The 23409-nt window shown below is 62.7% G+C and carries 22 protein-coding genes; 12 read left to right on the top strand and 10 right to left on the bottom strand.

What is annotated here, in order from left to right; all coding sequences use genetic code 11:
* Together M2427_RS32710 and M2427_RS32705 are read right to left on the bottom strand one after the other, a co-directional pair.
* The gene (locus M2427_RS32710; RefSeq protein ID WP_280710932.1) at positions 1–1113 is read right to left on the bottom strand and encodes an ABC transporter permease; all 1113 of its coding nucleotides are present in this window, start codon (positions 1111–1113) and stop codon (positions 1–3) included.
* Positions 1110–2222 (bottom strand): BMP family ABC transporter substrate-binding protein, encoded by a 1113-nt coding sequence (locus M2427_RS32705; protein ID WP_280710931.1) that lies wholly within the window; start codon positions 2220–2222, stop codon positions 1110–1112. The genes M2427_RS32710 and M2427_RS32705 overlap by 4 nt, the downstream gene beginning before the upstream one ends.
* Before the next feature lie 400 nt (positions 2223–2622).
* Between M2427_RS32705 and M2427_RS32700 the strand changes: the two genes are divergently transcribed.
* From M2427_RS32700 to M2427_RS32680, 5 genes are all read left to right on the top strand, one after another.
* Entirely contained in the window at positions 2623–3882 is a 1260-nt protein-coding gene (locus tag M2427_RS32700; protein ID WP_280710995.1) for an allantoate amidohydrolase, read from the top strand.
* 116 nt (positions 3883–3998) lie between these two features.
* Positions 3999–5372, top strand: coding sequence for a hypothetical protein (locus M2427_RS32695; protein ID WP_280710930.1), 1374 nt, complete (start codon positions 3999–4001; stop codon positions 5370–5372).
* 231 nt (positions 5373–5603) lie between these two features.
* The gene (locus M2427_RS32690) at positions 5604–7673 is read left to right on the top strand and encodes an alkaline phosphatase family protein (protein WP_280710929.1); all 2070 of its coding nucleotides are present in this window, start codon (positions 5604–5606) and stop codon (positions 7671–7673) included.
* 89 nt (positions 7674–7762) lie between these two features.
* The gene (locus tag M2427_RS32685) at positions 7763–9328 is read left to right on the top strand and encodes a sulfotransferase (protein ID WP_280710928.1); all 1566 of its coding nucleotides are present in this window, start codon (positions 7763–7765) and stop codon (positions 9326–9328) included.
* A gap of 83 nt (positions 9329–9411) precedes the next feature.
* A complete protein-coding gene (locus M2427_RS32680; protein ID WP_280710927.1) occupies positions 9412–9756 on the top strand; it encodes a hypothetical protein in 345 nt (114 codons plus the stop codon).
* Positions 9757–9773: 17 nt separating this feature from the next.
* On the opposite strand, the gene M2427_RS32675 is transcribed toward M2427_RS32680, so the two are convergent.
* Both M2427_RS32675 and M2427_RS32670 read right to left on the bottom strand, forming a co-directional pair.
* Positions 9774–11093, bottom strand: coding sequence for a dicarboxylate/amino acid:cation symporter (locus M2427_RS32675; protein WP_280710926.1), 1320 nt, complete (start codon positions 11091–11093; stop codon positions 9774–9776).
* Between the two features lie 87 nt (positions 11094–11180).
* Entirely contained in the window at positions 11181–12194 is a 1014-nt protein-coding gene (locus M2427_RS32670) for a formamidase (RefSeq protein ID WP_280710925.1), read from the bottom strand.
* A 233-nt stretch (positions 12195–12427) separates the two neighbouring features.
* On the opposite strand from M2427_RS32670, the gene M2427_RS32665 reads away from it, so the two are divergent.
* The 3 genes from M2427_RS32665 to M2427_RS32655 are packed head-to-tail and all read left to right on the top strand — an operon-like array spanning position 12428 to position 16363.
* Complete coding sequence (locus M2427_RS32665; RefSeq protein ID WP_280710924.1) at positions 12428–13093, top strand: TetR family transcriptional regulator; 666 nt, start codon at positions 12428–12430, stop codon at positions 13091–13093.
* Positions 13094–13101: 8 nt separating this feature from the next.
* On the top strand, positions 13102–14967 hold the full coding sequence (locus M2427_RS32660) for an adenine deaminase C-terminal domain-containing protein (RefSeq protein WP_280710923.1): 1866 nt from the start codon (positions 13102–13104) through the stop codon (positions 14965–14967).
* 13 nt (positions 14968–14980) lie between these two features.
* Positions 14981–16363 (top strand): NCS2 family permease, encoded by a 1383-nt coding sequence (locus tag M2427_RS32655; protein WP_280710922.1) that lies wholly within the window; start codon positions 14981–14983, stop codon positions 16361–16363.
* An 8-nt stretch (positions 16364–16371) separates the two neighbouring features.
* Here the strand turns inward: M2427_RS32655 and M2427_RS32650 are convergent, their stop codons facing one another.
* Positions 16372–16593, bottom strand: a complete 222-nt coding sequence (locus tag M2427_RS32650; RefSeq protein ID WP_280710921.1) for a hypothetical protein — start codon at positions 16591–16593, stop codon at positions 16372–16374.
* A 351-nt stretch (positions 16594–16944) separates the two neighbouring features.
* Here M2427_RS32650 and M2427_RS32645 point away from each other — a divergent pair, with 351 nt between their 5' ends.
* A complete protein-coding gene (locus M2427_RS32645; RefSeq protein ID WP_163311847.1) occupies positions 16945–17127 on the top strand; it encodes a hypothetical protein in 183 nt (60 codons plus the stop codon).
* 30 nt (positions 17128–17157) lie between these two features.
* Here M2427_RS32645 and M2427_RS32640 read toward each other — a convergent pair whose 3' ends face one another.
* The 3 genes from M2427_RS32640 to M2427_RS32630 form a co-directional block, all read right to left on the bottom strand.
* Positions 17158–18537, bottom strand: coding sequence for a VWA domain-containing protein (locus tag M2427_RS32640; RefSeq protein ID WP_280710920.1), 1380 nt, complete (start codon positions 18535–18537; stop codon positions 17158–17160).
* A gap of 5 nt (positions 18538–18542) precedes the next feature.
* Positions 18543–19490, bottom strand: a complete 948-nt coding sequence (locus M2427_RS32635; RefSeq protein ID WP_280710919.1) for a MoxR family ATPase — start codon at positions 19488–19490, stop codon at positions 18543–18545.
* Between the two features lie 144 nt (positions 19491–19634).
* On the bottom strand, positions 19635–19835 hold the full coding sequence (locus M2427_RS32630) for a hypothetical protein (RefSeq protein ID WP_280710918.1): 201 nt from the start codon (positions 19833–19835) through the stop codon (positions 19635–19637).
* Positions 19836–20075: 240 nt separating this feature from the next.
* On the opposite strand from M2427_RS32630, the gene M2427_RS32625 reads away from it, so the two are divergent.
* Positions 20076–21050 (top strand): quinone oxidoreductase, encoded by a 975-nt coding sequence (locus M2427_RS32625; RefSeq protein WP_280710917.1) that lies wholly within the window; start codon positions 20076–20078, stop codon positions 21048–21050.
* Positions 21051–21089: 39 nt separating this feature from the next.
* On the opposite strand, the gene M2427_RS32620 is transcribed toward M2427_RS32625, so the two are convergent.
* Both M2427_RS32620 and M2427_RS32615 read right to left on the bottom strand, forming a co-directional pair.
* On the bottom strand, positions 21090–21365 hold the full coding sequence (locus tag M2427_RS32620; protein WP_280710916.1) for a hypothetical protein: 276 nt from the start codon (positions 21363–21365) through the stop codon (positions 21090–21092).
* A 100-nt stretch (positions 21366–21465) separates the two neighbouring features.
* Complete coding sequence (locus tag M2427_RS32615) at positions 21466–22074, bottom strand: S24 family peptidase (RefSeq protein WP_280710915.1); 609 nt, start codon at positions 22072–22074, stop codon at positions 21466–21468.
* Between the two features lie 163 nt (positions 22075–22237).
* Between M2427_RS32615 and M2427_RS32610 the strand changes: the two genes are divergently transcribed.
* Together M2427_RS32610 and M2427_RS32605 are read left to right on the top strand one after the other, a co-directional pair.
* The gene (locus tag M2427_RS32610; RefSeq protein WP_280710914.1) at positions 22238–22771 is read left to right on the top strand and encodes a GcrA family cell cycle regulator; all 534 of its coding nucleotides are present in this window, start codon (positions 22238–22240) and stop codon (positions 22769–22771) included.
* 49 nt (positions 22772–22820) lie between these two features.
* Complete coding sequence (locus tag M2427_RS32605) at positions 22821–23384, top strand: hypothetical protein (RefSeq protein ID WP_280710913.1); 564 nt, start codon at positions 22821–22823, stop codon at positions 23382–23384.
* The last annotated feature ends 25 nt before the right edge of the window (positions 23385–23409 follow it).

Raw genomic sequence — 23409 nt, 5'->3', positions numbered from 1 at the left:
TCAGGATTTTCCCTTCAGGAAACCGATGCGGCCGTAGAGCGCATCACTGGCGAGCACGAAGACGAAGATGATGCCTTGCAGCACAAGCACGGACGCGTCAGGCAGTCCCAGGCGGCGCTGCAGCAGGCCGCCGCTGGCGCTGATGCCGCCGAGCAGGATCGCGACAGGGATGATCGCAAGCGGGTTTTGCCGCGCCAGGAAGGCGACAAGGATGCCGGTGAAGCCGTAACCTGCCGCAAGGTTGGCGTTGGTTCGGCCCTGCACGGCGGCCACCTCGACCATGCCGGCAAGACCGGCGGCGCCGCCGGCGAGGAAGCAGATGGTCAGGATCAGCTTGCTCACGCCAAGGCCGACGATCTTGGCAGCTCGGATGTTGCCGCCGGCAACGCGCGCGGCGAAGCCGAACACGGTGTGATAGATCAGGATATAGGCGGCGACAGCGGCGATCAGGCCGAACACGAGGCCCCAATGGACGTCGGTGCCGGGGATCGTGCCGATCATGTTGGCCGCGCCGATCTCGCGCGTCGACGGCTTGTTGAGGCTGGCGGGGTCCCGCATCATGCCTTCGACGAGGTGATTGAGGATCGCGAGTGCGATGTAGACGAGCAGCAGGCTCGAGATCGTCTCGTTGACGCCGCGATATTGCCGCAATGCGCCGGCGAGCATGATCCATAGTCCGCCACCTACGACGCCGGCGACGACCATGGCGACCTGCACGACGAGCGGCGGCATGCCCTGAATCAAGAGTGCGGCGCTGGTCGCCGACAGCGCGCCGATCAGCAACGCGCCTTCGCCGCCGATGATCACCATGCCGAGCTGTGCGGGCAGCGCGGTGCAGAGTGCCGTGAGGATCAGGGGGGCAGCACGGGTCAGCGTGTTCTGCCAGGAGAACCAGGTGCCGAAGGCGCCCTGGTACATGTAGAAATAGAGGTCCAGCGGGTTCTTGCCGAACAGCATGACGAAGATGCCGAAGACCACGAGCGCGCCGGCAAGCGCCGCGCCCGGGATCAGGACATACTCGATCGTGCCGCCGTAGCGTTGGAGAAAGCCCGGGTCGGCGGCCGGGGCAACTGCTCCGACCGCCTCGGCAGAATCCGCTGCTTCCGATGTCACGAAGTCGCTCCGATCACGCCCTCGACGAGATAGTCCATCTTTTCCAGTTCAGGATCCTTCTGGCCGCGATCGGTGCCAGCCGGGATGACCGTCTTGCCCTTGTTGTCGACCAGTCCGCCCTTGAACACGGCGTAGCCGTCGGCAGACAGGAACTTGGCCTTGATGTCGTCGGCGTGCTTGCGCGCCTCGGCGGATACGGCTTCGCCATAGGGTGAGGTCTTGACGATCTCTTCCTTGAGGCCGCCGCGATAGAAGTTCGGGATGGTCTCGCCGGCGGCGATCATCTTGACGAACTTCGGATACAGCGCTTCCCAGTTCCACTCAGCGCCCGTGAGATAAGCCTTCGGCGCGAGCGGCGACTGGTTGACATGATAGCCGCAGACGAAGGCGCCGCGGCGCGCCGCGTTCTCGACCATGGTCTTGGGACCGTCGACGTGGCAGGTCAGCACGTCCACGCCCTGGTCGATCAGGCTGTTGGTGGCTTCGGCTTCCTTGACCGGCATCGACCAGTCGCCGGTGAAGATCACCTGCGTGGTGGCCTTGGGATTGGCAAGCTTGGCGCCGAGCGCGAAAGCGTTGATGTTGCGCAGCACCTGCGGGATCGGCTTGGCCGCGACGAAGCCGAGCTTGCCGCTCTTGGAGGTGTAGCCGGCGACAATGCCGGAGATGTACTGGGCTTCGTCGATGTAGCCGAAATAGCTGCCGGCGTTCTTCGGATCCTTGTCGCTCCACAGGCCGCCGCAGTGCTCGAAGCGCAGCTTCGGGTACTTGTTGGCCATCTTGATCATGTGCGGGTTGTAGTAACCGAACGAGGTCGGGAAGAGCAGGGTGGCGCCGTCGAGGTTGATCATGGACTCCATCGTCTTCTCGACCGCATCGGTCTCCGGCACCTTCTCCTCTTCGACCACCTTCAGGCCGGGGATCTTCTTCAGCGCCGCGGCACCCTGCGCGTGGGCCTGGTTGTAACCGTAGTCGTCACGCGAGCCGACATAGATAAAGCCGATGGTGGTGTCGGCCGCGAAGGCCGGTCGGGCGCCGGCCGCTGCGCCGAGGGTGAAGGCGGCACCGCCCTGCAACAAATGACGTCGTGAAATCCTGCTAAAATCCATTGCTTGCTCCCCTTGGCGGATGGACCGCCTCAATCTCGCGGCTGCGCCGGTCTGGCTGAGCCGGATCGGATGTCGCAAGCTTCGTGCCAGAGGCTAAGGGGTGAGCATTCCGATGTAGTATATTGAAAAATATAGAATATTAGCAATTCGCGAATCTTGATCAGGAAATCGGCAGATCAATTTATAGGCAGTATTTTTAGATTGTATGCAATGGAGTTAAGCAGTCTTAACCGTCTCTCTCGTGTGCATGGCTGGCCGCTGGCGGTCGGTCGACCTCCCACATTCATGCTAACCACGCGCTGACTCGCGACGGTGCCGGGCTGAATTCGCTGGCACCGAACTTGTATCGATGGACGTTGCGACCGCCCGCGCGGTCTTCAGGATGGAAAGCTTGGCCGAGATGGGTGCTGGTACCGCCGTTCAGAATGCATCGCTCGGCGAAGAGATCGTGCGTCGGATCAACGAGCTCGCGGCAATCTCGGAAGAAGACGGCAAGCTCACCCGTATCTATCTCACGAAGGAGCTGTGCGCGGCGTCGGACCTCATCCTCGGCTGGATGCGTGAGGCCGGCATGAGCACGCATCTCGATGCGATTGGCAATGTCTGCGGCCGCTACGAAGGCGAGCGGCCGGGAGCGCCGTGCCTGATGCTCGGCTCGCATTACGATACGGTGCGAGATGCCGGCAAATGGGACGGGCCGCTGGGCGTGATTACGGCGATCGCTTGCGTCGCCGACCTCAACCGCCGTAGCAAGCGCCTGCCGTTTGCGATCGAGGTCGTGGGCTTTGCCGACGAAGAAGGCGTACGCTTCGCCTCGACCCTGCTCGGCAGCCGCGCCGTGGCCGGGACTTTCGACGAAAGCGTTTTGAGCACGCGCGACCGCGACGGAGTGTCGATGCGCGATGCGCTCGTCCAATTTGGCCTCGACCCCGATCATATCGGCGCGGCGGCGCGTTCTCGGCGCGAAGTGCTGGCCTATCTCGAATTGCACATCGAGCAGGGGCCGGTGCTGGAAGACCGGAATCTCCCCGTCGGCGTCGTCACGGCGATCGCGGGCGCGACGCGGCTGGCCGCACGGCTCACCGGCATGGCTGGTCACGCCGGCACGGTGCCGATGGCGCTGCGCCGTGACGCGCTGACCGGCGCTGCCGAATGCATCGGCGCCATCGAGCAGTTTTGCCGTACCGACGAGGGCGGCCTGGTTGGCACCGTCGGTTACATCCAGGCGAGGCCCGGTGCGACCAACGTCATTCCGGGCGAAGTCTCCTTCACCATCGACATGCGCGCGCCGACCGACATGCATCGCAAGCGCGCGGTCGCCGACGTCGTCCGCCAGATCGAGGCGATCGCCAAGCGCCGGCAATTGGCGCTCCAGCTCGACGTCACCCACGAGAACCGCACCGTTCCTTGCGCCCCCTGGCTGAAGGACCAGATCTCGCAGGCGATCGCCGCCGAAGGGTTTTCCACCTTCGAGCTACCGAGTGGGGCAGGGCATGACGGCATGGCGATGATCGACGTCGCCGATGTCGGGATGATCTTCGTTCGCTGCCGCGGTGGCATCAGCCATCATCCTGACGAACATGTCGAGCTGGCCGACGCCGATGCCGGTGCGCGGGTCTTGCTGCGGGTGATTGAGAACTTCCGGCCGCGCAAGGGGTAGTCACGCCGAGTTAACGATGCCGCGAGCCCCGCAAGTTCCCGGGTAGAGAGGCGAATCAGCCGCATTTAGAATAAGCCAGCACCGAACCATCAGAGACTTTGGCCGACTTAAGCACTATGAACAGTGATATTTCCTTTCCAGCCCATCGAGAGAACCGGTTTTACCAGGGCGCGGCTGCGACCTTTGTCGCCAACGCCCTTCAGGCGGTGAATTTTCTCGGTGACCGGTTTCTGAGAAAGTCGCATCACTCGCTGACGGCCATCGAAGATCTCTATCGACACTCGATGGACAGCGCCTTTTCGGTGACCGAGGCGTTCCTCGTCACGGGCGCTCCGCACGCCTCGGCCTATTACCCGCGCGACTTTGCATGGTTCTATCCTGACGTCCTCGATCCCGAGACCATCATGGACGCGCAGGACGCGGTGCGCCGGGCGCGCCTGCTCGAAAAGAGCGTTCGCCTGTTGCTGGAGGCGGTTCGCGCCGACGTCGTCACGACGACCATCGTTCCGGCAGGACGCGGCCGATATCTCGGCGTGAATTACTTCTCGCGCCCCTCGGATACGTTGCTCGGGATTTTGGCTGGCCTCCAGCAGATGCTCTCGGCCGAGGAGCGGGCGTCGTCTTATCTTGCGATGTCGCAATGTGCGCATGCCGGACGCCTGTTGCTGGCCGAATATGGTTCCGATCTGAAGCGCGCGATTCTGAAGCTCGCAGGCGAGCTCGAGCCGTTCGACGCTGATGGTGTCGGATCATTGCTCTGCGACGCCAGCGGGCCCCGCTCTGCGGCAACCGACACCCGCGCCGAGCGCCGGCGTTTCGTCACCAATGCCTGCGTCTACACGACGTTCATGTGGGGCGTGCAGCTCGGCGTCGTCGACGAGGTCGAGCTGAAGCGGCCGCTCGGGCGCGACCTTGCGGATTATAAGAAGGGCCTGCTCCGCCTGTTCGGCAAGGACGGCTATATCAGGCATTCGCTGGATGGCCCGGCGGGCACGCCGGTGTCGTTGGTCGCGCTGGATTTCGTCAGCGTGCATCGCGGCTTCTGGGACATGAACGACGCAAGTGAGCGCGCGCTGTTCGCGGCCACAACGGATCTGATCCTCGCCGAGCCCCGCTTCCGCATCCCCAGCACGTTTCACTTCCTGGTGTCGGCAGATAATCCGCGGAACAAGATGATCCACAAGATTGCGGCGCCGGCCTATCAGGGGCGCTCATCATGGCCGACATTCAACGTCGAGTTCGCGGATCGCATGCTGGACTTTGACGAGGCCTCGGCGAGCAATACCTACCGCGCCTGCGCGCAAGGGATATTGAAAGACATCCGCACCGCGACTGAAGTCCACGGCGGTTATCAGGAGCTGATTTCGGAGCAAGGGTTGAAGTATCGCACCTGGGCCTATAAGGGCGCGGTGGCGCACTCCTGGTTCCCGCGCTTCCTCTCCGTTTGGAACAGGGCATATGGAACGCCCATGCTTCATTGGAACGACTGAGCCGCGATCTTCCCGCGGCCGACCGCGTTGGAACTTCGGTCCTTATCCGCAGCAAGCCATTGATGGCAATCCAGAAGCGGCCGCTGGTTGCGACAATTGGTCTCCGCTCGTCGTCACAATCTCGTAACTGAAGTGACACGGCCTAGCAGCACGTCTGACAAGCGCGCCTCCTAACCTGACATGCGTTGAAACAATTTCTCTGCAATCAGGAAACGAACGAAGGGGTGTGCAATGCTTTCAAGAACGACACGACGTCTGCGTGACCGGACCGTGGTGACAGCCGCAATTCTGTCGCTGATGGGACATGACGTTTATGCAACGGACATGCTGGGCGGCAGCAACAAGAACGGCGACCGCACCGAGAGCCCGATCAAGCATGTGATCGTCATTCTCGGCGAAAACCGCACCTTCGACCATATCTTCGCGACCTATGAACCGCGTCATCCGGACGAGCGTGTCGACAATCTGCTCTCAAAGGGCATCATCACCAGAGATGGCCTGCCTGGTCCGAACTACGCCAGGGCCGCGCAGTTCTCCACCGTCGTCAACAATGTTTACTCGATCAATCCAAGCCCGAAGACGCCTTACAATCACACGACCAACAAGGTGCAGACGCCTGGCACCTCCTATGCGCCGCAAACCTGCTACACCTCCGTCGATCAGGCTGCGCTCAATGGTCCGGGCTGTCTCGCCACGCTGCAACTCGCGCAGCAGGGAGATTATGGTCTGAGCCAGCACGATCTGCCGCTGCTGACGACCGGTGCGACCGGCCTGCCGGGCAATTCGCCCGACACGCGCATCCTGGATTCGGACAATCTGCCGAACGGTCCCTATCCGCTCGTGACCCTGGCGCAGGGTGGTGAAGCCCCGTCCAGCCTCTACAAGACCTATGGCGGCAGCCCGGTGCACCGTTTCTACCAGATGTGGCAGCAACTCGATTGCGACGTTGGCAAGGCGACGCATCACAATCCGAGCGGCTGCCAGGCCGATCTCTTCACCTTTGTCGAGCAGAGCGTCTCGTCGGGCAGCAATGGCAATCCGACCCCGCACGCGCTGAAGGAAGGCGCCATCGCGCTCGGCTTCTATAACGTCGCCAAGGGCGATGCGCCTTACCTGACCGAGCTTGCGCGCAAGTACACGCTCAACGACAACTTCCACCAGAGCGTGATGGGCGGCACTTTCGCCAATCACATGATGATCGGCTACGCCGACGCGCTTTATTATGCGGATGACAAGGGCGATCCCGCGAAGCCCGACCACGTGCTCGTGCCGGGTTCGAACCCGCCGCAATATGTCGACGAGATCGAAAATCCGAACCCGGCGCCAGGTACGAACAACTGGTATCTCAACGACGGTTATGGCGGCGGCAGCTATTCGAACTGCTCCGATCCCAATCAGCCGGGCGTCGGCCCTGTCGTCACCTATCTCAACTCCATCAACGTCTCGCCGCGTTGTGCGCCGAACGCGTACTATCTGCTGAACAACTACGTTCCGGCCTTTATCGGTAGCGGCGCCACCGATCCGATCAACAACGGCCCGTTTACCCTGCCGCCGGTCATCAAGCAGCGGCATATCGGCGATGCGCTGACCCAGGCCGATGTCTCCTGGGCCTATTTCGGCGAGCGCTGGAATGACTTCAAGACGGCCCCCGGTGAAGGCACCAATTTCGGCGCGCTCGACCCGGTTGCCTATCTCTATTGCAACATCTGCAACCCCTTCCTGTTCTCCGCTTCCGTGATGACCAACAAGGCGCAACGCGACGCGCACATGAAGGATACGCTCGATTTCTATGACGCCATCGCCAACGGCAATCTCCCTGCCGTGTCGTTCGTCAAGCCGAGCACCTTCAACGACGGACATCCTTCCTCGTCCCGTGTCGATCTCTTCGAGGCGTTCACCAAGAGGATCGTCGATCAGGTGAAGTCCAACAAGGAGCTGTGGAAGTCGACCGCGATCGTCATCACCATGGATGAGGGCGGTGGCTACTACGACTCCGGCTATATCCAGCCGGTGGACTTCTTTGGCGACGGCACGCGTATCCCGCTTCTCGTCGTCTCGAAATATTCGCGCGGCGGTCACATCTCGCACGAATATGGCGATCACGTCTCGATCACCAAGTTCATCGAGCGCAACTGGCACCTCAAGCCGCTCGGACCCAAGACCCGCGACGCCTTGCCGAACCCGATTGCGCATGACGACAATCCCTACGTTCCCGTCAACCGGCCCGCGATCGGCGATCTCTTCGGCAACTTCAACTTTGCCGACCGTCACGACGACGATCACGACAACGACCGGGACTGATTGAAGCCGATAGCTTTCATCGGCGGGACCCGGCGGCTACTCAGCCGCCGGGTCGATCTCGTCTCTATCGCAAGCAGGGAGCCATACCCGTGGAAGCCACAGGACAACATGCCGCCAGCGCTGCTTCGATCGAGGCGGCGCGCCGCGCCTTTGCCAGCGGCGATCTGAGCTCCACCGAAACGATCTGCGCAGCGGTGCTCGCCGGCAATTCGTCGAATTGGCGTGCCTGGGCACTTCTGACGGAAACCGCGCTGCTGCGTGATCGCCTCGATGCGGCAACGGCAAGCGCGGAACGCGCCGTCGCGCTCGCTCCGACCAACCCGATCGCGCTGGTGTTGCGTGCGAAATGCCTCTTCGTGAATGGGGAGGCGCGTGAGGCCAGTGCGGCGACCGAAGTTGCGGCCAGGCATGCCGGCGAGGAGCCGGATGCGCTCGACGCAGTTGGTGCCATGTTTGGTCTGCTCGGGCTTCAACAGCAGGCGAGGGAGCTCTTCCGCCGTGCTGTCGTCCTCAAGCCCGGTGTTCCGCAGTATCTGTTCAATCTTGCCGCCGCCGAGCGAATGATCGGCGCGCTTGCCGATGCTGAAGCGCATTGCGATGCGGCGATTGCGTGCGACCGCCGCTACGGATTGGCCTACTACCTGCGCTCGGACCTGCGGATCCAGAGCAGCGAACGCAACCATGTCGATGAGATGGAGGCCGTGATCACCGAAGGGCGCCTGTCGGCGCCGAGCGAAATCCTGCTGCGCTTCGCGCTAGGCAAGGAGTGTGAGGATCTCGAACTCTGGAATCGCGCTTTCGCACATGTCGAGGCCGGTTGTAACTTGCAGCGCCGCTCGCTGCCGCGCGATCCCGTCGCCGAGATCGGCGAGGTCGATGCGGTCATCCAGGCGCATACGCGACGCTGGATCGATGCTGCGCCACGCGGCTATGTCGATGCCGCGCCTGTTTTCGTCACCGGACTGCCCCGGACAGGTACGACGCTGGTGGAGCGGATTATCGCGAGCCATTCCGCGATGCATTCCGTGGGAGAGACCAGCGCATTCGCGGCTGAAATGCGCCGCACCATGGCAGAACGTCCGGGGAGCCGCGACCTCGAGGGGATCGGAAAGCGCTACCTGGATCAGGCCGCCGCGCTCCGTGTGCCGGATAATGTCCGCTTCGTCGACAAGACATTGGAGAACTACCTTTATTGCGGCCTCATTCATGCAGCGCTGCCTTCGGCGAAGATCATCCTCGTTCAACGCCATCCGATGGACGCGTGCTGGGCGATCTACAAGGCGCACTTCCGCAACAAGTTCGCGTTCTCATATGACCAAACCCAGCTTGCGGACTACTATCTTGCCTATCGCCGGCTCACGCAGCGCTGGCGCAGCGTGCTGCCGCCGGAGGTGCTCATGGAAATCAACTACGAGGACGTCGTTCGGGACCAGGCCGCGGCGAGCCGGGACATCATCCGGTTTCTGGGGCTTCCCTGGGAGGATAGCGTCATGCGCTTTCACGAAAGCCCGGCGCCATCGGCGACTGCGAGCGCCGTTCAGGTGCGCCGTCCGATTTACGCATCCTCGGTCGGGAAATGGCGTCACCATGCCGAGCGGTTAGAGCCTCTCCGCGAACGTTTGGCGCGCGAGATTCCAGAGGCGGAGCTGGTATGACGACGCTACGGCCACTTTTGCTCCCCGTGATCGCATCTGCCATCGTTCTGGCCCTCGGTCGAACTGCGTCGGCCGAGGTGAGGGTGGCAGGCAAGGTGGACGCGGTCCATCTCGAGGTGCACGACGCCTCTCTCCATGACGTGCTGGCCGCGCTGCAAGAGCGGTTCAATCTGCGTTATCGTACGGTCGATGCCCTCGAAGCCCGGATGACGGGGGTCTTCGACGGACCGCTGCGGCGTGTGGTCGCCCGGCTCCTCAACGGCCATGATTATGCGATGCAGGTCAGCGCCGACGGCCTCGACATCCTGGTGCTGGCGGCGCAGAGTCCAAGCGCTGCCGTCGTCGCCGTGGTCACGCCTGCAAACGTCGCCCGGCCACCGCTCACGGCGGCCGAGTTGAAGCATTACGAAAGCGGACACCTGCGCTAGCCCCGGACGAGCCGGTCTCAGCCCGCCGTCACGTCCACCAGCTCGCCGCCCTCGAGCACTTTGGCCGCCTTGGCGCGGTCGAGGTCGCCCTCCCAGGCGGCGACGACCACGGTCGCGACGCAATTGCCGATGAGGTTGCCGACTGCGCGGGCCATGCCGATGAACCAGTCGACCGACAGCACCAGCACGAGGCCGATCGCTGGAATGCTCGGCACTGCGTTCAGCGTCGCCGCCAGGATCACGATCGCCGAGCCCGGCACGCCATGCGCGCCCTTCGACGTGATCAGGGAGACGCCCAGTACCAGCAGGAGATCGCCGAAGGACAGTGGCGTGTTGGTGGCCTGTGCGATGAAGACGACGGCCAGCGTGAGATAGATCGAGAAGGCGTCGAGATTGAAGGAGTAGCCGGTCGGGATGACGAGGCCGACGACGGAATCCTTCACGCCCATACGCTCCAGCTTCTTCATGATCTGCGGCAGCACCGCATCGGACGAGGCGGTTGCAAGCACGATCATCAGCTCTTCGCGCAGGTAGGACAGGAATTTGAGGATGTTGATGCCGGCGAGCGCCATCACGCTGCCGAGCACGCCGAGCACGAAGATCCCGACAGAGATGTAGAACAGCATCACCAGCGAGACGAGCTGCTTCAGCGAGCCGACGCCATACTTGCCGACCGTATAGGCGACCGCGCCGAGCACGCCCAGTGGGGCCACGCGAACGATGAGCCCCATGACGCGGAACAGCACCGTCGAGGCCGCGTCGATCATCGAGGTGACGAGCGCGCCTTTCTCGCCGCCGACCAGGGCTAGACCGACGCCGAACAGAACGGCGAAGAACAGAACCTGGAGCACGTCGTTGCGCGACAGTGCGTCAAACGAGGTGGTCGGGATCACGTTCATCAGGAAGGAGCCGATGCCACCGCCGGCCAGTTTGTGGGCGTTGTCGGCGTAGGTGTTGAGCGCCTTGGCATCGAGCGTCGAGGGATCGATGTTCATGCCGTGGCCGGGACCGAAGAGGTAGGCGAGCAGCAGGCCGACCACGAGCGCGACCGTTGTCATGACCTCGAAATACAGCAGCGCCTTGACGCCGACCCGGCCAACCTTCTTGAGGTCGCCGGCGCCGGCAATGCCGTGCACCACGACGCAGAATACGATCGGTGCCACGATCATCGAGATCAGCTTCAGGAAGGCGTCGCTAAGGATCTTCAGACCGATCGCAAAGTCCGGGGCGGCCACGCCGAGGACAATGCCCAGGACCAGTGCGGCCAGGACCTGGACGAACAGGGACGTATAGAGCGGCTTGGGCTCGGCGGTCGGTGCCGCGGTGATGGTCGACATGGTGGATTCCCCCGATTTGACGCGACTTGGACGCCGAAATGGAGCAACAACCGTGCCAGAATGTCGCGGCTTTGGCCCGAAAACGGCCTATTCCGCCGCCTTTGCAGTCCTGCCGAACATCCGTGTCGGTGCTGGGAAGCCGCAGGAGGTGCCGTCGGTGACCTTGACCTGATCCTCCCAGGGCAGCCGGTACGTGCCCGCGACCATGTCCTGCATGAAGGTGTAGGGACAATCCATCGCGCCGCCTTTGACCGCGACATAGCCGCGGTGCCAGAGCTGATAGATGTTGTTCTCGACGCCCCAATTGATGCGGGCCTCGCGCACGAGATCGGGCCGGACCTCGGCGGTGATGATCTCGTCGGCGCGGCCGGTGGTACCGTGTGCCAGCACGCGGCCGTCGAAATTGACGATCATGCCTTCGCCCATGGAATCGAACGAGCCGTCCGAGCCGCACATGCAGACGTTTGCCGTAACCATCAGGTTCTGGAACGAATTGGCCTGGTTGGTGAAGCGCCAGGAATCACGGATCGGCGCGGTGTAGCCGGCGGTGCGGATCATGATCTCCGCGCCCTTGTAGGCGCATTCCCGCGCCATCTCCGGGAACATGCCGTCATGGCAGATGATGAGCGCGATCTTGGCGCCGTTCGGGCCCTCGATCACGGGAATGCCGATATCGCCCGGCTCCCACGGCTCGACCGGAATCCAGGGATGAAGCTTGCGGTAATAGAGTTTGATCTCGCCGTGGTCGTCGATGATCAGGCCTGAATTGTAGGGATTGCCGTGCGGGTTGAACTCCATGATGGAGAAGCAGCCCCAGATTTTGTTGTTGATACAGGCCTGCTTGAAAGCTGCGACCTCGGGCCCGTCGAGCCGGCACATGATCTCGGGATTGGTATCCATCGAGAGGCCATGCAGCGAATATTCGGGGAGGACCACCAGGTCCATGGTCGCGAGATTGCGGCGCGCCTTGCCGACCATCCAGACGATGCGCTCGGTCTGCTTGGCGAGATCGGCGCGGGTCACGACGTTCGGCAGCTGCAACTGCACGAGCCCGATGACCACCCCATTGGGAGATTTGTTCAGTCCGCCAAGCCCGTTCATGATCAGCTCCGTTGCCGGTCGCGCGGCGCCGTTGCGCGCGAGGTCGCGGCAGAGCAAATCCGATTTTGGCGGCGCGCAAAAGTCCATTTTTCAGGCTGGCAGGCGAAACTCGTCCTCTCGGTCTTGTTCGTGCGGCCGGAGCATCCCGAAACGCCCCGACGCCCATTGTTGCAGCGGCGCGTGCCTCAAGTCTCGGCTTGACCCTCCAAATCGGCTGGTGTCAGACTTATGACATGAGTACAGCAGAGCGACATGGTGCAAGCCTTCGCGACGAATATGCCGAGATGACACGGCAGCGCATCGTTGCGGCGTTTGTCGAGACTCTGGAGGATGAAGCGGCCGACGACATTTCCATGGCTGCGGTTGCCAAACGCGCCAAAGTCGCCGAGCGAACCATCTATCGTCACTTCAAGACCCGCGCGGAGCTGTTCGCGGCGGCCGGCGAATGGATCGAGAACAACGTCTTCAGCTACATTCCCTTCAGCTCGCCCGACGAACTGCCCGAGATCTTCCGCAAGCTTTGCAAGCGGTTCGACCGCCATCCTCATCTGGCGCGCGCCATTGCCATGACGAGGGCCGGCCGCCAGGTGCGCGCCGGCTTCAGGCGGCATCTGATCGACCAGCATCGCAAGGCGATGGCGCCGCTCGCGCGACATCTTCCCGCGAAAGAGGTCCGCCAGGCGGAGGCGCTGGCGTCGTACCTCAACAACGTGCTGGCCTGGAATGCGATGCGCGAGGATTTCGGCATGACCAGCGGCGAGATCGCCGACGCCATCGAATGGGCGCTGACGACTCTCCTGAAGGATGTACGGCAGCGCGATGCCGCGGCGTCGCGCGGCGCTAAGCCCGGTAAATCGGCACGGAAACGAACCGCGGCAGCGAAAGTAACGGCAGAGTGAGGCAGGCCATGAACGCGATACCCGACGACCTCATGATCAATGCGCCCGACGAAGTTCGCATTCGTCAGGATCTGGTGCTGACGGCGCTCGGTCGCCGCCCGGCCGATCGCGCCTTGCGGGTCGGAAAATTGCTCGATGTGCACAGCCGCACCTGGAGCGAGGATCAAGAGATCGTCTTCAAGGGCCGACGTATCGCCTGGGTGGGGCCGGCCGGAAGCTACCCCGGCGAGGTCCGCGAGCGTGTGCATCGGCCGGATCTTGCGGCCGTGCCCGGCTTTGGCGAGGTGCACAAGCATATCGAGAGCTCGCATCTGACGCCGGAATGGGAGGCGGCGCTGGTGCTGCCGCATGGCAATACCTGGACCTGCGAGGCAAGCCACGAATTCTCCAACGTCAATGGCGCTCGCAATCTCGAGTTCTGGTTCGAAGCGCGTCGCCGCGGCTCGCCGCTGAAGATCTTCCCGCAGCCGGGCTCGGCGGTGCCGCCGACGGCCTACGAATGGGGTGGCGGCTGGTATGGCCACGACGAGCAGGCGCGCTTCATGAACGAAAGCCTGATGGTCACCGGGCTCGACGAAGTCATGGACTGGCCGGCGGTATGGAATCCCGATAATCCCTCCTACAAGCGGCTGTGGGGCATGATCGAGGCGACGTTCGCAGCGCGCGGCGTCGTCGAAGGCCATGCTTCGGGCTTGCGGGATCTGCCCTCCATCAACGCCTTTGCCGCGGCGGGGCTCGCCTCTGACCATGAAGTGCAGACTCCGGAGGAGACCTGGGACAAGCTCACCCGCGGCCTGTTCGTCGAGCTGCGCGTCTACGCCATGGACGAGATCGTGAAATGGCTGCTCGCAAAAGGCTTGCAGGACTGGTCGCAGATCGCGTTCACCACGGATGATCGCAGCGCCAGCCATACGCTCGAGCTCGGTGCCAGCGATCACAATGCGCGGGTCGCGATTGAAGCCGGTCTGGCGCCAGAGGTTGCGATCCAGTGTCTCACCATCAATCCGGCGCGGCACATGCGCCTCACGCCGTTCGTCGGCAGCCTGGCGCCGGGGCGCTTCGGCGACGTGGTGCTGTTGTCCGATGTTGCCAAACTTACGATCTCAGAGGTGTGGGCGGATGGTGCGCAGGTCTCCGAGGGCAAGCGCTATCTCGGCGATGTGCCGAAGATCGAATGGCCGGAATGGGCGACCAAGACGGTCAACATCAAGCGCACGATCAAGCCTGAGGATTTCGAGCTGCGGGCCGAGCCTGGCCGGACCACGATGAAAGCGGCGGTGATCCGTCCCTTCCATTGGCATCCCGAGTTCTACACCCTCGAGCTGCCCGTGTGTGACGGTGCCGTGCAGCGCGACGAGAGCGAGGCCATTACCAAATTTGCCATCGTCGATCGTTTCTCCGGCGAGGGGCGTGTCGCAAAGATGTTTTGGCGCGGCTGCGGACCGCGCACGCCGGAGACGGCGCTCGCCTGCTCGGTGGCGCACGACAAGCACAATATCTGGGTGGTCGGCTCGTCCGATGCGGCGATGGCCAAAGCGGTCAACGCGCTGATCGAACGACAGGGCGGATGGGCGCTGGTGCGCGAGGGCGAGCTCGTCGCCACCGTGCGCTTCGAGGTTGGCGGGCTGATGAGCTGCCGTTCTGCGCAAGCGCTCGATGCCGAGATGCAGGCGCTTTACGCCGAAGGCCGCAAGGTCGACTGGATGTACGAGCCGACGTTCCGACCGCGCTGGTATCCGGGATTCCCGGAACGGCTGATGTTTGCAACGCTGACCTGTGCACCCTGGAGCTGGGTGCTGGTGGCGCCGTGCGAGCAGGCGCCGCTCGGTTTCATCAACGTGCAGACGGGCGAAGCGCACCGGGTGGTCTGGTAGAGGGAAGACTGTGATGAACGAGATGACGAATCCGCAGGCCGCTTCCGCAGAGCCGGCAGCTACTGGACTGCTCGATCGGGCCTTTCGCCTCACCGAGCGTGGCACGAGCGTCGGACGCGAGATGATGGCCGGAGCAACCACCTTCGCGGCGATGGCCTATATCATCGCGGTGAACCCGGCGATCATGTCCAATGCCGGAATGGATCGCGCCGATCTCGTCAGTGCCACGGCGCTGGCCGCGATCTTCGGCTCGGTGATGATGGGGTTGTGGGCCAATCTGCCGCTCGCGGTGGCGCCCGCGATGGGTTCGAATGTCATCTTCACCTATGTCATCGTCAAGCAGATGGGCATGCCCTGGCAAGGCGCGCTCGCCATGGTCGCCTTCACTGGCGTCCTGTTCCTGATTCTCAGCCTGTCGAAGCTGCGCGAGAAGGTCGCCAAGGACGTGCCGGAAGCGCTGAAGATCGGCATCCAGGCGGCGGTCGGGACCCTCATCGTTTTCATCGCGCTGCGCGGCGCCGGATTCGTCGTCCAGAATCCGTCGACCTACATCGCCATGGGATCCCTGCGCAGTCCGCCAGTGCTGCTGACCCTGTTCGGCCTCCTGCTCACGCCGGTGCTGGTGGTGCGCCGGGTGCCTGCGGCGCTGATCCTGTCGATCGTGTTGCTGACCGTGATCGGCTTCTTCGTTCCCGGTGCCAACGGCAAGATGGTGACGTCCATGCCATCGGCGATCCTGTCGTGGCCGCGCTGGCCGACCAGTACCTTCATGGCGCTCGACGTCGGCTATCTCTTCAGCCATTTCGTCGTGGCGCTGCCGCTGCTATTCTATTTCCTGTGCGCCGAATTCTTTTCCACGCTGGGCACACTGATCGGCGTGACGGGTGCTGCCAATCTCCGCAAGCCCGACGGCTCGATCCCGAATGCCACCGCCGCGTTTGCGACCGATGCGACGGCGTCCATCGTCGGCCCGCTGCTCGGCACCTCGGTGGTGACGGCCTATATCGAGTCGATCACCGGCGTGCAGGCGGGCGGCCGCACCGGCCTGACGTCGCTGACCGTTGCCGGGTTGTTCTTCCTTGCGCTGTTCTTCTGGCCGATCTTCGTGATCATCCCATCGCAAGCGACCGCACCTGCCCTGATGCTCGTTGGCGTGCTGATGATGCAGGGTCTTGCCCGCATCGACATGACCGATCTCGGCAATGCGATCCCGATCGTTCTGACGCTGCTGGTCACCGTGCTGACCAACAACCTCATCAACGGAATGGCCCTGGGAACTCTCAGCTACATCGCGTTGGAAGTGACGGTCGGCCGGCGATCACAGGTTCCAGCGATGGTGTGGGGGCTCGGCGCCGTGTTCATCGCTTACGCGGTCGTGACAGCCCAGATTTTTTGATGCGCGCGCTACGCGACCAGGTCCAGCAAGCGGCATGATCCCCGCACCAAAACCTTGCGTCCGGTCGGCGTCATCGCAGGTGTACCGTCGTTCACAACGACGAGGCCGAGCTTGACGAGACTCTCGAGGAGGTAGGCCTTCGAGAGGCGACCGCTCGACACCGGGTTGCGAAGCGCGCGCAGCGCTTCCCACTGGTCCGGTGAAAGATCAAAGTCGAAATCGTTGCTCATGTTGCCTCAAGCGATAGTCACGTTCGTGCGCCCCTGTTAGCGGCGCTGCATGAAGACCATGCGACGACAATGAGTCGGGAATTCGGTGAGTTGTTTAGAACTTTTCTTCACGAATTGCCGCAGTCTGTTGCGCCACAATAGTTAAGATCGTTCGGAGGCGGATATCGTCCCGATCGCTGATCACTAATTGATGATTCGTATTTGATGTTGCGCCGCGATGGCCGCAGTGCACGGGAAGCGCTGCTGTCTCATTTCGCGACGCGATATGCACACAAGCGGTGAGACGCGATGTTCAGAAGTCTGCTACGCTGATTCGCGGGGAATGGCTTCACACCACAGGAGTGTGAGTGCATGAACAGGCTGGTCGAAATTCGCAGTCAGGAATCTCTGTGCCGGGAGCGCGCCGCGCTCGATCTTGAGCGCCGTATTTTCTGGCTCGCGCAAGCCCAGGAATGGGAACAGCGCGCGCTCGACGAAATCGCCTATCACTTTCGCGAGTGCAATGTCGATCACGCGGAGCTTGCGCGAAACTAGCGGCTGCGACCAAGCCTGTTGAGACCTGGCCTACTGATACGTCGCAACGATATCGGAGACTGCGCGCTCGAGCTGTTGCGCGGTGGCGCACTGTCGCACCACGCTGCAAAATGTCGCGTAACGCGGCATCTCGGAATCGCCAAAACCCCAGGCAAGCCGTCCTTCGGGATTAAGCCAGACCAGCCGCTTCGAGCGTTCGGAGATACGGCGCAGGATGTCGGCGCGCGGATCCAGATTGTTGCTGCGGGCATCGCCGAGCACGATCACCGTGGTCTGTGGCGTCAGCGTGCTCATGAAGTCTTTTTCGAAATCGACCAGGGAAGAGCCGTAATCGGACGAGCCGAAGCCGACCTTGGACATGATCTCGGCCATCGCCTCTTCCGGCGATTTCTTCTCCAGGATCTCGCTGACCTCGATCAGATGTGACGAGAATGCGAAGGAGCGGACGTCGTCCACGACTTCATGCAGCGAGTGGATCAGGAGCATGAAAAAGTCGGAGACCTGCGCCACCGAGCCTGAGACGTCGCACAGCGCGACGATCTTCGGCCGGTCGCGGTGCTTGCGCTTCCATGCGGTGAGGAAGGGCACGCCGCCCCAGGCGGCGTTACGGCGGAGCGTGCGGCGGACGTCGAGATGACCGCGGCGCTGGCGCTTGCGCGGCTTCGAATAGCGCTCACGAAGCCTTCGCGCGATTTGGCGGATCAGCGCCCGCATCTCTGCGACCTGGCGCCGCTCGATGCGGGCAAGGGGCGCATTGCGCAGGATTTCGTTGCGGAGGTTTTCGGCCTCTTCGCGGGCATAGAGCGCAAGCCCCTGGGAAACCGTGTCGCGTACCGCTTCACGCAAGGCATCGAGCGCACTGCGAAGGCGCTCGGCCAGCGCGGGATTGGTCGCCGTCAACTCGTCGAGATCGTCACGCAGGCGCTGAAGGCCCATGGCGTCGAGGATGCGGCTTGAGAAGATGCCGCGCTGGGTCGAGTAGCGGATGTCGGAGAGGGAAGCCGCGCCGGAGGCGCCGGCGATCGCCGCCTGGATCGCGTTGCGATCCTGAGACAGCAGCATCTGTGCGAGCGGGCCCAATCCTTCCTGAGGCTGACCTCCGCCCGTTTCGCTGTCCGAGCCGGAAGAGGGAGGCTGATCCTGGTCCCGCGAGGCCTCGTCGTTGTTGTTGGCTTCAGGCTGGTCTTGCCGCGGTTCGGGCTGGCTGAAGAACAGGTCAAAGCAGTCGCCAAGCGCGAGCTTCTCGTCCTGCGACTTGGCGAGCGTCAGGAGCAGCGCGTCACGCAGGATGGCGCGGTCGTTGACGCCGACCTGCGCCACCGCGCGCATCGCATCGATGCTTTCGGCGGGCGAGACATGGACGCCGGCGCCCCGCGCAGCTCGAAAGAAACGATGGAGGTTCTGGCGCATCGGGGTCAGCCGAAGACGTTGGACCGGGTCGCCTTGGCAATGAACGTTGTGATCTGCGGCGACGCAGCTTCGATGTCCGCTTCGTATTTCAGGAGCACGTTCAGCGTGTCCTTGACGAGTTCGGTGTCGAGTTCGCTGGCCTGGAGCAGCACCAGCACCCGCGCCCAGTCAATGGTCTCACTGACTGAGGGCAGTTTCTTCAGGTCGAGCGAGCGAATTTCGTGGATGAAGCCGACCATCTGCCGGCGCAGCGTCTGCGAGATGCCCGGGACACGGCTCTCGACGATGCGCTCTTCCAGCCGCTGCTCGGGGAAGCCGATATGCAGATGCAGGCAGCGCCGCTTCAAGGCATCGCCGAGATCGCGCTCGCTATTGGAGGTGAGGATCACCGTCGGCGGCGTGATCGCAGAAACGGTGCCGAGTTCGGGGATCGTGACCTGGAAGTCGGAGAGGATTTCCAGCAGCAGCGATTCAAATTCGGCATCCGACTTGTCGATCTCGTCGATCAGCAGTACGCAGCCGCCCGGGTGCTCCAGCGCCTGCAGCAGGGGGCGGGGCTCGACAAACTCCTTGGAGAAGAACACGTCGCCGAAATCATGCAGCTGCTCAAGTGCGGCATGCAGCGTCTGCGCGCCGCCGAGCACTTCGCCGAGCTTATCCTTGAGGATCTGGGTGTAGAGAAGCTGCTTGGCGTATTTCCATTCATAGAGCGCCTTGGCTTCGTCGAGGCCTTCGTAGCATTGCAGGCGGATCATCTTCTTGCCGCGCCAGGCGGCGATCGCTTTGGCAAGCTCGGTCTTGCCGACGCCCGCGGGACCCTCGACCAGGATCGGCTTCTCGATTTGTTGCGACAGATAGACTGCGGTCGCGATCTGCCGGCTCGCGATGTAGCCCTGCGCGGCGAGGCCGCTTTCCACTGCCTCGATCGAGGTCGAGGCCTTCTGATCAGCCACGAAAAGGCGCTCCCAAAGGTCTTGCTTGAGGCTTGTTCTGCCTGCGTTCCCGGCAAAGAACAAGCCTCGTTTGGGACGGCCTGATCCGCGCTGACCTGCTTTTTCCGTTCAGCGCAAATACTTGAAGCGCAGCCGATGGCGCAATCAGTGCCGCAGCAGCTCTGGCTTGCGGATGGTCTGCCTGACCTCGCCGCCGCAATCGGCGCATTCATAGATGAAGTCGATCTTGGCAAGGCTCCAGTGCGGCTCGACCTCGCGCACATACATCGGCAGGAACCCCATGCATGCCGGGCAAATCACAGGCGCGATTTCGATATCCTGATGATGCTGTACATAAGCTGGCATCTCGGCTCTCCTTCGCAGGCGACCACCAAACCCCGCGCAAAGGCTACTGCCGGCCGTCCAGATGCCGTCATCAACTCTTTCGAACAGAGGCGGAACGGCGGGCGTTTATGGTTCGCTGTGACATTCTTGTTACGTCTTCTACCCTGTAACGGGCGGACCAAATGCCTATTTCCGGTGCCTGGACGATCGCCGATCCGCTTTTTCTCGGACCATCAACGCAACGATAAGGGAGCAACGCCCATGACCCATGCCATTCGTTTTCACAAGACCGGCGGTCCGGAAGTCCTGGTTTGGGAGGAGGTCAATGTCGGCAAGCCGGGGCCGGGCGAGGCGCGCATCCGCCATACCGCCGTCGGTCTCAACTTCGTCGACATCTACAATCGCTCCGGCGTCTATCCGGTGCAATTGCCGAGCGGGCTCGGCAGCGAAGGGGCCGGTGTCGTCGAGGAAGTCGGACAGGGCGTCACCGATCTGAAGGCCGGTGATCGCGTCGCTTATGGTGCATCACCGCTTGGCGCCTATTCCGAGGCGCGGCTGATCCCCGCCGACCGACTGCTGAAGCTACCCGACGGTGTCGACGACAAGACCGCGGCTGCGATGATGCTGAAGGGACTGACCACGCAATATCTGATCCGCCAGACCTATCGCGTGAAGGCCGGCGACACCATTCTGCTGCATGCAGCGGCTGGCGGTGTTGGCCTGATCCTGAGCCAGTGGGCGAAGCATCTCGGTGCAACCGTGATCGGCACGGTCAGCAGTGACGAGAAGGCAAAGCTCGCCAAGGCGCATGGCTGCGACCACGTCATCATCTACACGCGCGAGGATTTCGTGAAGCGCGTCGACGAGATCACTGGCGGCAGGAAGGTGCCGGTGGTTTACGATTCCGTTGGCAAGGACACGTTCCTGAAGTCGCTGGACTGCCTCGCGCCGCTCGGCGTCGCTGCGCTGTTCGGTGCGTCCTCCGGCGCGGTCGAGCCGCTCAATCTCGGCCTGCTCGCGCAGAAGGGCTCGCTCTACGTGACCCGGCCGACTCTGTTCACTTACGCGGCCAAGCGCGAGGCCCTGGTCGCGATGGCGAACGAGCTGTTCGATGTCGTCAAGTCCGGCGCGGTCAAGATCGAGGTGCACCAGACCTATGCGCTGAAGGACGCAGCCAAGGCGCACGCCGATCTCGCCGCGCGCAAGACCACGGGATCGACCGTTCTTACGGTGTGAGCTCGGATCAAGCAGTGAGGCAGGCGGCTTAGGCCTGCGTCACGCCTTCTCGTGCTTGCGCGTGTCGCGGGCGTGATCGTTGCGGAGGGCTTGGAGGTCAATGTCTTCAGGTGGGGTTTCGGGAAGTGCGGCCTCAGCCAAAATGGCTTCGGTCACGTCCTCGACCGAGTCCTCCGCGATTTCGTGAATAAACGAGATGTTCTGATATTCGCCGGAGCTGATGCGGGAGATGACCTCGCGCCGGGTGATTTCAGGATCGACAACCGCCTCACGACCACGTCGTCCGTAGTCGATCATCACGACGAAATACTGCATCAAACGATCCTGCCGCGCCCCGACGGTCGGGTGCGCGACAGAGTATTTACGAAAAACAGAATTATGTCAATGTGAATTTCCAAAAATCGGAAATCTGGACCTACCGGCCCTTTTTGCGGGGGCGGGCCGATTTGGCGCGCAGCCGCTCGAGCTGGCCTTTGGGCATCGACAGGCAGATCTCTCCGACCCAGTCGAGCTTGACGCCGACGATCGGCTTGGCGTTGAAGCTGGTGAGGTTGACGAGGGAGGGGGATTTGCCGCGCTCGATGGTCTTCAGATAGCGTTCGCCGGTCTTGAGCCGGACGACGGCCTCTTCACCATAGAAGCTGGACAGCGGATGACGCTGGTCCTTGTAGACCACGATCACATCGCCGCTTTCATATTTGGGCAGCATCGAATCGCCGACGATCTCGAAAGCGACCGTTTCCTCCATGATCGGGAAGGGGAGCGCGATGTCGCCGAGCCCCTCCGGCGGTACCTGCTCGAAGTCAGGCTCGATCACGGCGCCAGCGCCGACACGGCCCATGATCGGCGCGAGGTTCAGTTCGAGATATTGCATGATCGGAATGATTTCCGAGGCCTTCACCAGGCGCTCGCCGCCGAGAATTTCGGACACCGCACCCGGGCGCACGCCCATCGCCGCGGCCAGCCCGCCCTTGCTTTTGCCTGTCTTTTCAAGGCCCCGCTCGATCATCGCAACGTCCAACATGGTGATTCCCTCGATTGCCCATGGCTCCTGCCTCTTGTAATCCGAAATTCGGAATTGATACAATTATGAATATCAGAAATCTTGCTTGACTTTGGATTCGGAATAACGGAATGTCCGACGTCTCCGGATCGTGTGCGACCGGAGCGGATCACAGGACAGCAGCATGGAACCGGGCCAGTGGTCGTCGGAGCAATCCGACGCGCTTTGCGAGTATTTTTTCAAGGGAATGTCATATGCGGAGATCGGAAGAGAGATAAACGCAAGGTTTGGAACGGCTTACACGCGCAACGCGGTGGTCGGACGGGCCAAGCGGATCGGGCTGGCGATATCCGGACGTGTTGCGAGTCCGTCAATCGTGCCGTCCTTGCCGGGCGAGCCCTGTCTGCTCGTAAAGCCACGTGTTGCTGTGCCCGGCCTGAACCTGCCGCCGCCATCGGCGCTGAAGCCCGTCAGGTCGGTCAAATTGCGCTGTGTCGGGGTCCAGCCGCGCCTGCTCACGCTGCTCGAGCTCGAACATTGCGATTGCCGCTATCCCTATGGCGGTGACAGGGAGGGAGAAGAGATCGCGTTCTGCGGTCACCCGCGCCAGCCCGGCTCGAGCTATTGCTGCCCGCATACGCATCTGACTACGGGGCCCGGAGCGGCGGGCGGCCGCACCGCCGGTGCCGTGGTGCTGAGGTTGGTTTCGACCGCCTGACCGGCACACCAAGTGTCTCTTCTCATGTCAATTCGCAAGGAGTCCCCGAGTGGTACGTGCCAGACGCAACATGTCCTACAAATTGACCGGGCTTTACGACCGCCGGTCGCGCGATTCGGCGTTCAATGCCGAAGTGGTGGAGGTCGAGGTCGATAATCCCCTCGCGCTCGAACCGGACGAGAAGATCGTGGCGATGCGGTCGATCCGCAATGATCCGCTCGGCCGGCTGCACTCGCATCACCAGATCGACGAGGCACAATACCGGGGTGGCCGCGCCTATCAGAGCGACTGGGAGAAGGCGGAGCGGGGCCCTCAGGCCATGGATCCGACCCGCGAATACGTGGACGGCGCTCGCTCGCGAGAGCCCGTCACCGAAAGCCAGCGCCAGGCCGTGTTACGGCTGAACCAGGTCGAACGCGAGCTTGGCACCGACGGCGCCGCGCTGGTGCATGACGTGCTGGTGCTCGGCCTGACCATGGAGCAGATTGGACAGCGACGCGCCGTCCGCACCCAGCGCTGGAACGACTATTTCGCCCGTCGCTTTCGCGAATGCCTCGACCGGCTGGCGCTGATCTACGGCTTTGCGACGGATGCATCGGCGCGGCGGCGCTGAATGAAGGGGTCGGCGGCTTTCGCCG

Origin of the sequence: Bradyrhizobium sp. BR13661 (assembly GCF_029892425.1) — a bacterium.
Classification (GTDB): domain Bacteria; phylum Pseudomonadota; class Alphaproteobacteria; order Rhizobiales; family Xanthobacteraceae; genus Bradyrhizobium.
This window is presented reverse-complemented; position numbering and strand designations above follow the sequence as displayed.